Raw genomic sequence first — 12,893 nt, forward strand, 5'->3', positions numbered from 1 at the left:
ACAAAAGACGAATCTATGGAAATTCTTGTCCGTGCACACTCTGGCCTTCGATATGTGGTTTTAGGCCTTTTGATTGCGGCTATCTTCGTGGCTTTTAGCAAACGTGGAGAGCGCAATGCCCCTTACTCAAAAGTATATCTTTTTGCCATGATTGCCACTCATACACAGTTGTTGATAGGCCTTATACTATATGCGCTTGATTTTGGAGTAAAGGTACGTTTTGATATGATGAGCGATAAGTTTTATCGGTTTTATACTGTAGAGCATATGGTAGGAATGTTGGTAGCGATTGTTTTAATCACTATTGGGCATTCACAAGCCAAGAAACTCAACCACGGTAAGGTATTTGCGTACTATTCAATAGCATTGCTTCTTATTTTGATTTCTATCCCTTGGCCTTTCCGTAATTTAGGCGCTGGATGGTTCTAATATTATTATCTCGTTTGAAGAGAAAATAAGCTTTTAATCAATAATTTATCCCTTCAAACGAGATTTTTATACCGTTTGTTAAACAAGTCATCTTTTTTTGTCAAACGGATTTGATATTTTTGTACATTAGCTTCTGTTTCAGATTTCTAACCCTCCCTTTCCTATGAAACACTGCTACGTGATTGTTGGATTGTTATGTTTGATTGCACTGTCGGGATATGGTCAAGCGAGGCTTTTTCGCGGCAACTGGTATGTAGGAGCAGATGCTGGGGTATTTAGCAGTCATACGCGTATGATTGCGGGAGAGCTCAGTACATACAATGCCGGAGGGTCGGGGATTATGTCTATGTATGGAGTGAAAGTAGGTCGAGTATTGAATCCCTACTTATCTGTTGAAACCGGTGTCTACTCACTTCCCCTGAATCTTGTTTATCTTTATCAAAAAGACCGTATTATCGGTACTAGTTCGCTTCAATATGTAGCTTTGCCGGTTCGTGCTTTGTGGCGAGTAAGGGTTTTTCATGACCAATTAGACGCTCATCTTGGAGCAGGATTACAGTATGTTTCGGCCAGCAGTACATTAGGTGCGCAACCTTTTAGTGGAGTCATTACGACCAACAGACATACTTGGACTGATTCACTTGTGTATAATGGTACCGCTAATGTGGTACGGCAACATTCTATCAATGCGGAAGTATCAGCAAGTTTTAATTGGGCCATGTCGCGTCGTTGGACTCTCAGCGTATATGCTCGTCAGATGATGGGTCTTGTCAATATTGCTCAAGTAAAAGTCGCCATCAGAAACAATCAAGAACCAACTCAAAATGCCGAATTTGTATCAAAAGGTTCGGGCTTTACGGCTGGCGTAGGAATCCGCTACAACATTCCTGTTAAAGTGAAATAATATTTACCAAGCTCTATTCAATCAAAGAAGCATAAGTAGCCCTAAAAAACACTTCAGTACCACGTCTTGCGGGAATGGAAGAGGGATGAAGGTCAAAAATTACTTCAAATCCTGCTTCGGTAAAGAGTTTCTGGTATTCTTCTTTTGTTCCACCAAAAGGGGGGCCACCTTCAAAAGTACGATTAAAAAGCAAACCTGCTAATACTCCTTTTGTCTTTAACAAAGTCCGCATTTTTTGACAATATGCCGAACGAAGCTGTGGCTCTAAAGCACAAAAGAAGGTTTGTTCTACAATCAAATCATATTGGCCTTCATGCTGAAAAAAGTCCTGACAAACTACGTTTAGTCCTTGGGCTGCGTATTTTGTGGTAAGTGTTTGGCATACTACTTCCGAAATATCGACCACCTTTACGCTTGTAAAACCCAATTCCAGTAGATATTGAGCTTCGTAGCTATTACCTCCTCCTGGAATTAGGATAGAAATGTGTTTGTCTGTAAGGGTATCAAAATATTGCTTCAGTGGAGTAGACACATAGCCTATATCCCAGCCTGTTTGCTGATTGAGATAGCGGTTGTCCCAATATTGTTTGTCTAAAATTTCCACCTTTATTATAGTTGAAGAAAATTCTCAAAAATACGTTGTCCTACATTTCCGCTGATTTCGGAGTGGAATTGAGCCGCAAAAAAATTATCTTTTTGAAGCATGGCCGAATATTCCAAAATATAATTTGTTTTGGCTACAGTCTGCTCACATAGAGGGGCATAATATCCATGATTGTAATATACGTAGTCGTGTTCGTTAAGATTTTGACAAAGTGGATTTGTTAAATCGTAAATATCGTTCCAACCAGTTTGGGGGACTTTAAAGCCTTTTACCGCCGGAAAACGCAACACATCTACATCGAAAATTCCCATGCAAGTAGTGTCATTTTCTTCCGAATAGCGGCACATAAGTTGCATTCCTACACAAGTCCCCAATACGGGTTGGCGAAGCGAAGGGATGAGCTTATCAAGCTCTCGCTCTCGTAAGTAAGCCATCGCAGTGCTAGCTTCTCCTACTCCCGGAAAAATCACTTTATCGGCCGACCGAATGGTGTCAGGGTCATCGGTCCATTCGTACTGAGCACCGATGCGGTCGAGGGCATACATGACCGACTGCACGTTGCCCGCATTGTATTTGATAATAACTGTTTTCATTGCTTTTATTGAAGGCCCAACATTTTGATAGCAGTCATAGCGGCTTCGTCGCCTTTGTTGCCATGAATCCCCCCTGCACGGTCGAGTGCTTGCTGAAGGGTATTGGGAGTAAGTACGCCAAAAATCACGGGCTTGTTGTATTTCAATGCTACATCGGTGAGGCCATGCGCTACGGCATGATTAATGTAATCGTTGTGTTTGGTTTCTCCTTGTATCACACACCCAATCGCAATCACGGCATCCACTTCGGTTTTTTGGGCATAGACTTGAGAGCCAAAACTCAACTCAAAGCTACCCGGAACGCTTACCTTTTTGATATTGTCGGGATGAGCACCGTAAGCAAGCAGGGTTTTATGCGCTCCTTCATAAAGCGCTTCGGTGACTTCGGCGTTCCATTCGGCTACTACAATCACAAATCGCTTGCCGCTAATATCGGGCAAACCGTCGGTGGAAAAGACACTTAAATTTTTGTGGGCTGATGACATTTCGATGAGTATTTTAGAAAATAATTGACAACAAGAGACAATGTCTCGCACAAAATTAGGGTATTGCGTCGAAGTTTCTATTTTTTCATCATTTCATCAGTTTTAAAATCATCAAATTGGAGTTTGTACTTCGATAGATTTTACTTTTTGTGGGCGGCTTCGTAGTGTGCTTTCAATAAATCCTCTCCCCAGTCGTCGGTTAAATCACGAATGACCGAATGTACGTGGTTGGCGTTGTTTTGGGTATTGTCGTATTCTATCAAAAATGTAGGACCGTGGATACGATAATAATACCCCTTTCCTTGTCCTCGTTCGGGACGTTGGTCTCCCATCCATGCAAAATATACTTCGTTGAGATTGGCTTGGCTGATGCGGTGGAGGGCTTGATTTTTGAGTGTAACATGAAAACGGCTAAAATAAACATTCAACAATTCTTTAAAAATGGCTTGTTGAGATGAGGTCATTTTTTCAAAAGACAAACCTTCTCTTGTTTGAAGATTTACTTTTCGGGAATTGCTTGTGATGATTTCGTAAGGCGCTTTATCTGATATAATAACCTGAGCGAGCTGTTGCTCGTCAAATGATGCTAATAAACGAAAAGCGCTTTCGGTTTCTTCTTTCAATATTTGTTTTCCTTCTTGTACATAGCCCGGCAACACCACGGCGGGATTGCTTCCAAAGAAGCTGGGTAAGAACTGAATTTTCCCGTTTATGATAGTAAAATGTAAAGAAAGATGGTGCCCTTCTACGCGCCAGCCCCAAGGCAATTTGGAGTCGGGAGTTCCAAATACAAGGAAAGCATAGTTTTCGGGGTCTCGATAGGTGTCATTTTCGGGGCGTTTTTCTACTTGGCGTAATACCTGTTCTAATCCTATAATGGCTTCTACTTTGGCTAATCCTTTATCACTGAGGGTCGTTTTTAGGATTTGCATAGCTGCTTGGCGCTGGGAGGCGTCCATCTGTTTGAGGGGAAGCCCTTTACGCTGCCGAGGCGTAAAATGCCAATCAAAACGCCATTCAGAATCGAAAGGCAGATTGGCTACATTTCTCTGCTCTACCGAAAGCCCTTGTAAAAACACTTCAGTAGCTTTTTGAATATCAGTGCTGATATTTTTTTGAGCTAAGGCGTTTGAAATACTTAAGCTGCTGATGGCAAAGAAAAGAGACCATAAAGAAACAAAACGGTAGGCCGAATAGATTTTCATGACAGAAGCGATGATTAAGGAATAACAATCTGAAAATGAATTTATTCCAGAAATCTACTCCAATAAAAAAACCAAGGACAGCTGCCCTCGGCTTTTTTGACAATCTGACACCAATATGAAATCTTAAGGTTGGGGCAACATTGGTTTGGTTGCGACCCATTCTTTTATTTTTTTATCATAGACAAGAGTTGAATCGGGCCATTCGACATAATGCTTCATGGTCAGGTACTTGTCTATATTTCCTTCTTTAATCATTGCTTTAAACAAAAACCCTCCTCGTTCCAGCACCAAACTGTCACTTTTAAAATGCGGCGTACACCATAGTTCTTCATACTGCACGGGCATTAAATTCTTCCCCATTTTAAACTTCCCGCCCACTCCCCGTCGGTACAAGCCTCCGCTGCCTACTGGGCGATTGATGAAAAAGTAATGTGTCGAGTCAGGTGTTACAAAATAGTTGACAAACCGATAATTTGGCAAACGGCTTACGTACTCTTTCCGAAATTTTGGGTCAAATCGGGTTGCATTGGTGGCTCCCCGGGCGTATTGACTCGTATACGTTATGATGTTGGTCAGAAGCGTATCTTTTTCATTTTCAGAAAAATACGTGCTTACGTCATATGGGTCGCCGTCTTTGCAGCTAACAAAGCCAACAGTTACCCCAAAAGCAATAAATAAAAGAAAGAACGTGGTTGAAAATTGTGTTTTCATAGTTTCGGAGAGTCAGACTTTAAATGACTCTCCGAAAGATAATAATTATTGGGCTTTAGAGTAGTCGGTAGTACCGGGGTTGAAGTTGGCCCAATTAGCAGTCCAATCACTGTCTTTAAAAGCACCGATGAAATCAGTTGCTGTAAAGAATGAACCCGCAGGTGCTTTACCACCTTTGGTTAAGGTTTCAGTAGCAGAAGTACCTACTGTAAATGTAGGACGACCCGCTGCAAACAAAGTGTTGCTGATTCCTGTAAGCGTCCAGTCATCAATGATTTTGTTACCGGGTTGAGCCGCAAACCATTCGGATGGTTTTTGAGTACCTATGTTGGCCAAAGCTACTGGAGTAGAGGCTGTATTTACATCACGCACTGCAAAACCGTTAGGGTTACCTGCACCTGCTCCAAAGCTGTTAGAACCCCAGCTTTTTACACCCGATACAATTGTTTGATTTAATACCAATTTGCCATCGGCTGCATTTTGTAAAGTAGAAACGGCTCCACTTGGGTCAATAAAGATTCCGTTGGGATAACCTGTTACAAATGTGTTGTAAATTTTGACTTGTGCATTGCGGCGTAAGTGCATACCGTTCTGAAATTGAACGCTGATGGCACTTGTATTATCTTGTTTAGGGCCAATCAAAGAGAAGTTTGACAAAGTAGCCGATGTTACCGGTGTATTGGCAGTACCGCTGCCATCATTGTCAATTTCAAAACCATTGGAACCTGACTGGTCAGCAATTGAAGCACCGCGTACGCCAATTCCGTATTGCAGGTTTCCACTAAAGCCATTATCTATGTCAAAGTCATCATCGATACCGCGATAAGCGATTAAATATTTACCATTTACGGCTCCACCAAACCACTCAAAAGAGTCGTCGCCGCCGTAAGAAGCTTGTAGGTATTCCATTGTAGTACCACTTCCTACCGAACCGAAAGTGAACGAGTTTACTTCTTGATTTGGGTTAATAGGAATACCTGCGTATTCAACCCGTACATATTTCAAAGAGCCAGAGTTGTCGGCATTGTCAGTACCCCCGTGGAATGCGCCATATTGGCCTTCCAATTCAGCTACTCCTTTTACACCACCCGTAGTAAGGTTGTTGATTCCTCTACCGCAGATTACCAAACCACCCCAGTCACCCGCTTCGCGCTCACCTACTGCACGCTCAGAAGTAAATACGATTGGAGCATCTGCGGTACCGTTAGCAATGATTTTGCTACCGCGCTGAACAATCAACGTAGCTTTTGAAGCACGCTCACCGATAATAACCGTTCCTGCTTCAATGGTCAATGTACCGGTTTTGGTAGGAGTTCCGTCGATTTTAGCATCCTCGCCTACTCGCACAAAACCTTTTAACCGATAGATATTGCCTTTGGTCCAAGAAATATTACCTTCAAGTGTGCCACTTACATCCACAATAGGCTTGCTCGGAACAGCAGATACTGTGATGATTTGCGTAGCAATAGTAGAAGCCTGGTCTTTGTTATCAGTTGCCTGAAATGTGAACACAACCGTTGCTCCTACTGGCAAACTTTCGACCGTGTAATCTTTTGTATAAGAAGTAATTGTTTCGCCGGTAAAAGCCTTACTTTCAAATGTCTGGCCATTCTTCAAAACGGTCAACGTCTTTAAACCCCCGGGTGCATTGATGGAGGCCGTAATTTTTACGACATCACCTGCTTTACCGTTTGCGGCAGTACCGGCCGTGATGGTAGGTGCAGGAAAAACCTCTTCCTCCTCTTTACAGGCATTGAAAATCATTGCCGTTGACAGCAAAAGCGCTATCGTTCGTAACATTTTGATGGATTTAAACATATTCATAGTTTTGGATAATTGACTTATTTAGTGGTTAAAGCGTAAAACTTATAGAATACGGAAAGAGAAGCCCAATTGCAACATCCGTCCCGGACGGAAGGTCTGAATCAATTGGTCATTCTTACGGTCAAATTTTTTGTCACCGTTTCCATCCTGCAACAGTACATTGGTTTGGTTCAGAATATCGGTTACTCCGCCCTTTACCGTCCAACGCGTTCCGATTGCTTTGGAGAATGTAACGTCCAGTACGTTACGCGGCATTTCATAAATATCCGGGTATCCTTCAAAACCTGCGGCGAAGATTCTGCGCCCAATGACGTTGTACAAAACGTTTACCTGAAAATCAGACTTGGGATTGTTGTAATTCAAACCCACATTGACGATGTACGGCGATTGTCCCTGAAGCGGGCGGTCATCAGATTGACCTAAGCCCAACGTACCCAATTTGATACGGCTGAAAATCAAGGCTGCATTAAACAACAGGCTCATGTTTTCCAAGATTGGAGAAGGAGCCAATGAGCCAAGTCCTTTACGCACTTCGAGTTCCAAACCTGAGCTTACCGAGCTTTTGGCGTTGGCAAACGTAAACGTTTTTGCCCCTCCCGAACCGGCACCCGGTACCACGATCACTTCGATGGGATTGGTAAAATACTTGTAAAAACCTGCAATGCTCACCACTTCGTTGGGCGTTGGGTACCACTCGTAGCGCAGGTCAAAATTGTCAACATTGGCCGTTTGAACGTCAGGGTTTCCTTTATACACAATGTTGTAATCAAAATCATAGAAAGCAAACGGCGCTAATTCGCGGAATTCGGGACGATTGAGCGTACGGCCGTAAGCGGCGCGTATCAGTGTTTTCTCGGAGAAATTATACGTTAAATTCATCGAAGGCAACAGCTTATTGACGGGAAAACTCACATTGACCGGGTCGCCGTTGATAGTAGCTGATTGCAATTGCTGCGTGTTGGCTTCGTAACGTACACCGGCAATCATGTTGAATTTTTTCGACAAAGGAATATTTGCCGAACCATAAAAGGCTACTAAGTTGTTGTCGGCATCGTAAGAGTCGCTGTTGTTGGTTTGTTCGTCAATCCGAATCCCGTCGGTGTTGTTAATGTTCTGAGGTTGAAACAGTTGTGTGATCGAACCGCTCAAAATATCGGGATTGGTGCGGCTGGTGCGCACATAGCCTAAGTTTCGGGCTTTAAATTCGCGGCTTTTATCTTCGTAATAACCGCCAACTTTCAACTCAATGTCTGAACCACTTTTGGTAGCGAGTTTGTGCGTCAGGTTAATACCGCCCGTCACCGCATTCTCGTTCATTGTTGAAGAAAAACGACCTAAGAAAAAGGCAGCCGCTGTACCAACGGGCACATAAAGTGTGCGTTGGCCATTGGATTCATCCAAGTCAGAACGGTAGCGGCGGTAGTCAGGTTGGTCACGATAAGCATTGTTATAGCCCACGACCCAGTCAATCATCGTTTTGTCATTATTGAATTCATGCTTCCCAGTGAGCTGACCCGTATAGATTCCTCGATATACCTGGTCGAAAGAATAGCTGTCGGGTGAGAAGTTGGATTCAAGATTACGGCCCGTACGGTTTACGGTACTTGAATTACTTAATTGATTATACAGGTTCTTGAAATCAATAGAATGGTTTTCATTAAACCGTACCGACCAGTTGTGCAGAACTCCTACGCGAATATTACGGTTGGATTGGGCGTCGTTGTAATTATAAATCACCGACTGAACATTGTTGTTGCTCTCATTGAAGTCTTTACGGTTGATTTCAAAAGCAGTCCGGCTGTCGCTGTAGGTAAGCGCGGTTACGTTTCCGATTCTGACATTGCCCGCCTGCAATTTAAAATTACCCGTTATTGAGTAGCGTTGGTCAGGAATCGCGGATGTTCTCTGAGCAGTCCAGTTATTACGTAAGGCACGGCCGGCCAATTCCAGTTCTGCCGGAGTGGCAAAATTGAGGTTCTTATTGGGAAAATTGCCCGGAATATCCTGATAGCCATTGTTAAAACCCGTCCAGTAGTTTTTGCCCTGCTCAGGTTGATAAAAATCTCCGAAGGTAGTTCCCTGACGGAAACTTGTGTTATAATCAAACGTGATGCTCGTTTGGTCAGGAATATTTTTGGTAAATATCTTTACTACCCCTCCCGCAAACTCACCGGGCAAATCAGCTGCCGGGCTTTTGAATACTAACAAACGGTCGATCTGTGAACTCGGGATGATATCGAATGAAAACGACTTTACATCAGTTTCCATAGAAGGCGTGAAGGCATTGTGCAGCATTACGTTGTTGTAACGCTGATTCAAGCCACGAATATTAATGAATCGGTCGCCTACGATTGTAATACCAGGTACACGCTTCACGACTTGGGCAGCGTCGCGGTCGAGCGTACGGGCGATTTGTTGGGACGAAATCCCACTCACAATGTTTTGAGAAGCTTTGATTTCGCTAATGACCGACACCTCTGTATTGGTCTGACGGGTAGCTACTACTCGTACTTCATCAAGGGTAGAAGCAGCTTCTAAAAGTGCGGAATTTATCTCTGTAACTTTGTCGGCCTCTATCGCAACATTCGCGATGTTTTCCGTTTTATAAGAGACATACGTAATTTCAACGGTGTATTTGCCAGCTGGTATCTTGGCAATAGAAAAGAAACCGTTGATATCAGTAGCAGCACCTAGTTGAGTACCTACCAATTTTACGGTAGCGCCAATCAAAGTTTCTTTGTTTTTGGCATCAGTGATAGTGCCGCGCAGGGTTCCAGTTTGGGCAAAACTAAAAGCGGAAAAGAAAGAAAGGACAACAAACAGTAATAATCTGCTCATGGGTTTGTCTTGTTTAAAATTTACTTTCATATCGGTGTTTAAAATTCGATACAAAAGTAGAAGTACAATATTATGCCAATGTTAAGCCAATATTATGAGTAGATTATTATTGGTTTTGAGGTAGTAAGTGTCTAAAAATCAGCGAAAAGAAGAGTAAGCCTGCTTTGTAAATTAAAGTTGACTAATAATAAACATAGGTTTATAAATAGAGAAGAAAATTGGTTTTGTACAATTTTTTTAAGGTTTTACAAAGGGGTTTTTTCTTATTTTTGTGTGTTTCCCAGTACCTATGAAAAATTTATTGATTCAGTCGTCTATCTTAAGCATACTATTAATTGGTAGTATGAGCTTGGTATTTCATAAACCTACTAAGCTCGATACCCCTACAAATACCTTTGTTTTTGCTGAAAACAAATGGGTAGATAGTGTCTTCAATTCATTGTCATTAGAGCAGAAAATTGGCCAGTTTTTTATGGTTGCCACCCATTCTGACCGCAATGAATCTTACTACAGGCACCTAGATTTGTTGATTAAAAATCAGCAAGTAGGTGGGTTGATATTTTTTAAAGGAGGGCCGTCGCGGCAAGCCAAGTTGACAAACCGCTATCAAGCATTGTCAAAGGTTCCTCTCATGATAGGTATTGATGGAGAATGGGGCCTGGGGATGCGTTTGGATAGCATAGATGATTTTCCTAAACAAATGACATTGGGGGCTATTCAAGACAATAGATATATCTATAAAATGGGTTTTGAAATAGGACGCCAATGCCAAAGACTGGGTATTAATATCAATTTTGCCCCTGTAGCAGATATAAACAGCAATCCTCGAAATCCAGTAATCGGAATGCGTTCTTTTGGGGAAGAACGCGAAAATGTTACTGACAAAGCGGGGGCTTACATGAAAGGACTTCAGCATCAGAAAATAATCGCTACTGCCAAGCATTTTCCGGGGCATGGTGATACTGGCTCTGATTCACACTATACTTTGCCTGTGTTGACCCATTCCACTGACCGCCTTGCCGAAACAGACCTTTACCCTTTCCGAAAACTGATCGGAGATAGTTTAACAGGCATCCTTACGGGGCACTTATACGTACCTGTTTTAGATAATACGCCCTATTTAGCATCTTCGCTTTCTTCCAAAATCGTAACCGACCTTTTGAAAAAGCAGATGGGTTTTCAGGGCTTAGTCTTTACGGATGCTATGAATATGCAAGGCGTAAAACGTGGGCGCACCGCAGTGGAGGCTAATATCAAGGCTTTGATAGCTGGCAACGATGTATTACTTTATCCCGAAAACGTGGCAGAAACCATCAAAAAAATCAAAGAGGGGATAGATAAAGGTCGCATATCGCAAGAAATAATCGATGAAAAAGTACGTAAAATACTCAAAGCAAAATATTGGATGGGGCTTAGCAAACGTACTAATATTGACTCTAAAACTATTAATAATGACCTGAGTTCGGCTAACTTTCGGGCACTTACGCGCGATTTGGCGGAGCAAGCTGTAACACTGCTAAAAAATGATAATCAGCTAATGCCTATTACAGCATTAGATACTAATACATTTGCTTCTATTTCTATCGGTGGTGGTGGAATCAATCTTTTTCAGCAAACCCTGAGCAAATATGCTTCCTTCAATCATGTAGTATATGCCGAAAAACCTACCACTAATGCCGAAGTAGAAAGTTTATTAGCCCAAGTAGGCGATGCAAAAATTGTCATTGTGAGCTTGCATGATACGCGTCGCAACTTCAATCGTCCTTTTACAATCACTCCTGCTACTATAGAGCTACTGAATCGTATTCAGCAAAAAGCCAAGGTAATTGTGAGTTTGTTTGCTTCTCCTTATGCCTTATTGCAGCTTCCTACTACTTCTGGGGTAATTTGTGCCTACGAAAATCTTCCTGACTTGGAAGCAGTTGCAGCCCAACAAATATTTGGAGCATTGCCTTTCAAAGGGAAATTGCCGATTTCCATCGAGGGTATGTATAAACTCGGAACAGGCATCGAAACAAAAGCCCTCAATCGGTTGATTTTAGGGCTACCCGAACAAGCAGGGCTTAGTTTTAAGACCCTTTCCAAAATAGATACACTTGTTCAGAAGTCGATTCAAGTAAGGATATTTCCGGGTTGCCAAATAGTAGTGGCGAGACGCGGCAGAATTGTTTTTCAGAAGAATTATGGCACCCTCTCCTACGATAATCTCAATGAAAAAGTGACCTCCGAAACCATGTACGACGTAGCCTCTGTCACAAAGGTAGCGGCTACATTGCAGGCGGTCATGTACTTACAGGAGCAAGGTGCAATTGATATAAAGCAAAAAGCGGCACATTTTTTGCCTGAGCTTATAGGTACCAACAAAACCCACATAACCCTCGAAGACCTGCTTTTGCATCGTTCGGGGTTGGTGGCTTTTTATCCAAAACTTTGGGAAAATACAAAAACGGGAGGAGGGGGATTGATGAGTGAATATTATAGTTCGGTACGAGATAGCATATATACCATGCAAATAGCGCCAAAGCTGTTTGCAAAATCGGCATTGAAAGACTCAGTATGGCGGTGGATAGTGCAATCGCCACTCAAAAAGCCAGTAAATGGACATTATCCTTTTGTATATAGTGATTTAGGAATTTTGATGTTACAAAAGGTAATAGAACGTGTCACAAATCAGCCCTTAGACGAATTTCTAGGTCAGAATTTTTATGAGCCATTAGGAATGATGAATACCCGTTTTAAACCATTAGAAAAGTTTGGTGATACACAAATTGCTCCTACCGAAAACGACTTTACATACCGTAATCAATTGCTTCGAGGAACCGTTCATGACCAGATGGCAGCCGTCTATGGTGGCGTGGCTGGCCATGCAGGGCTCTTTAGTACCGCTTATGATTTATCGATTTTGATGCAAATGAATTTACAAAAAGGACTTTACGGAGATCGACGTTATTTCCAAGAAGAGACTTTGCCCACCTTTGCTCGTATGTATGATGGTGCTCATCATCGGGGCTTGGGCTGGGACAAAGCCCCTCAAAAGGGAGAAAGTGTTTTTGTAGCAGCTTCGGCTTCGCCTTCGTCATTTGGACATTCGGGTTTTACGGGTACCATGGTATGGGTAGATCCTACAAGCGAGCTAGTATTTGTAATGCTGTCTAATAGAGTATATCCCAATGCCGAAAACACCCAAATCAACAGCCAACGAATAAGACGAAAAATCCATGAAATAGTATATCAAGCTATTGCAGAACACGAATAATAAGTGAAGCTGGTGAGAATGTGAATGTTTTTCAATAAAGAAGT

At 42.3% G+C, this 12,893-nt stretch carries 10 protein-coding genes; 3 read left to right on the forward strand and 7 right to left on the reverse strand.

Annotated elements, in window-relative coordinates; genetic code table 11:
- Positions 1–15: 15 nt before the first annotated feature.
- Positions 16–429: a hypothetical protein gene (locus G563_RS0105650; protein ID WP_028664455.1), complete on the forward strand. Its 414-nt coding sequence runs from the start codon at positions 16–18 to the stop codon at positions 427–429.
- A gap of 163 nt (positions 430–592) precedes the next feature.
- Positions 593–1,333 (forward strand): outer membrane beta-barrel protein, encoded by a 741-nt coding sequence (locus tag G563_RS0105655; protein WP_028664456.1) that lies wholly within the window; start codon positions 593–595, stop codon positions 1,331–1,333.
- Between the two features lie 13 nt (positions 1,334–1,346).
- On the opposite strand, the gene G563_RS0105660 is transcribed toward G563_RS0105655, so the two are convergent.
- The 7 genes from G563_RS0105660 to G563_RS0105690 all read right to left on the reverse strand — a co-directional run bounded on the left by G563_RS0105660 (position 1,347) and on the right by G563_RS0105690 (position 9,593).
- Positions 1,347–1,937, reverse strand: a complete 591-nt coding sequence (locus G563_RS0105660) for a class I SAM-dependent methyltransferase (protein WP_229598446.1) — start codon at positions 1,935–1,937, stop codon at positions 1,347–1,349.
- 5 nt (positions 1,938–1,942) lie between these two features.
- Positions 1,943–2,530 (reverse strand): imidazole glycerol phosphate synthase subunit HisH, encoded by a 588-nt coding sequence (gene hisH, locus G563_RS0105665; protein WP_028664458.1) that lies wholly within the window; start codon positions 2,528–2,530, stop codon positions 1,943–1,945.
- 5 nt (positions 2,531–2,535) lie between these two features.
- Positions 2,536–3,015 (reverse strand): 6,7-dimethyl-8-ribityllumazine synthase, encoded by a 480-nt coding sequence (ribH, locus tag G563_RS0105670; RefSeq protein ID WP_028664459.1) that lies wholly within the window; start codon positions 3,013–3,015, stop codon positions 2,536–2,538.
- Positions 3,016–3,155: 140 nt separating this feature from the next.
- A complete protein-coding gene (locus tag G563_RS0105675; RefSeq protein ID WP_063828384.1) occupies positions 3,156–4,220 on the reverse strand; it encodes a DUF3500 domain-containing protein in 1,065 nt (354 codons plus the stop codon).
- Between the two features lie 123 nt (positions 4,221–4,343).
- A complete protein-coding gene (locus G563_RS0105680) occupies positions 4,344–4,931 on the reverse strand; it encodes a hypothetical protein (RefSeq protein WP_028664461.1) in 588 nt (195 codons plus the stop codon).
- 45 nt (positions 4,932–4,976) lie between these two features.
- Positions 4,977–6,731 (reverse strand): beta-helix domain-containing protein, encoded by a 1,755-nt coding sequence (locus G563_RS0105685; RefSeq protein WP_229598447.1) that lies wholly within the window; start codon positions 6,729–6,731, stop codon positions 4,977–4,979.
- A 66-nt stretch (positions 6,732–6,797) separates the two neighbouring features.
- The gene (locus G563_RS0105690) at positions 6,798–9,593 is read right to left on the reverse strand and encodes a TonB-dependent receptor (protein WP_028664463.1); all 2,796 of its coding nucleotides are present in this window, start codon (positions 9,591–9,593) and stop codon (positions 6,798–6,800) included.
- 289 nt (positions 9,594–9,882) lie between these two features.
- On the opposite strand from G563_RS0105690, the gene G563_RS0105695 reads away from it, so the two are divergent.
- Positions 9,883–12,849, forward strand: a complete 2,967-nt coding sequence (locus G563_RS0105695) for a serine hydrolase domain-containing protein (RefSeq protein WP_028664464.1) — start codon at positions 9,883–9,885, stop codon at positions 12,847–12,849.
- Positions 12,850–12,893: the final 44 nt, after the last annotated feature.

It is taken from the genome of Runella zeae DSM 19591, from assembly GCF_000423565.1.
GTDB classification, from domain to species: domain Bacteria; phylum Bacteroidota; class Bacteroidia; order Cytophagales; family Spirosomataceae; genus Runella; species Runella zeae.

Excerpts from the sequence above, each read along its gene's own strand:
- G563_RS0105650 (WP_028664455.1), top strand. The coding sequence starts at position 16 with ATGGAAATTCTTGTCCGTGCACACTCTGGCCTTCGATATGTGGTTTTA.
- G563_RS0105655 (WP_028664456.1), top strand. The coding sequence starts at position 593 with ATGAAACACTGCTACGTGATTGTTGGATTGTTATGTTTGATTGCACTG.
- hisH (WP_028664458.1), bottom strand. The coding sequence starts at position 2,530 with ATGAAAACAGTTATTATCAAATACAATGCGGGCAACGTGCAGTCGGTC.
- ribH (WP_028664459.1), bottom strand. The coding sequence starts at position 3,015 with ATGTCATCAGCCCACAAAAATTTAAGTGTCTTTTCCACCGACGGTTTG.
- G563_RS0105675 (WP_063828384.1), bottom strand. The coding sequence starts at position 4,220 with ATGAAAATCTATTCGGCCTACCGTTTTGTTTCTTTATGGTCTCTTTTC.
- G563_RS0105680 (WP_028664461.1), bottom strand. The coding sequence starts at position 4,931 with ATGAAAACACAATTTTCAACCACGTTCTTTCTTTTATTTATTGCTTTT.
- G563_RS0105685 (WP_229598447.1), bottom strand. The coding sequence starts at position 6,731 with ATGTTACGAACGATAGCGCTTTTGCTGTCAACGGCAATGATTTTCAAT.
- G563_RS0105690 (WP_028664463.1), bottom strand. The coding sequence starts at position 9,593 with ATGAGCAGATTATTACTGTTTGTTGTCCTTTCTTTCTTTTCCGCTTTT.
- G563_RS0105695 (WP_028664464.1), top strand. The coding sequence starts at position 9,883 with ATGAAAAATTTATTGATTCAGTCGTCTATCTTAAGCATACTATTAATT.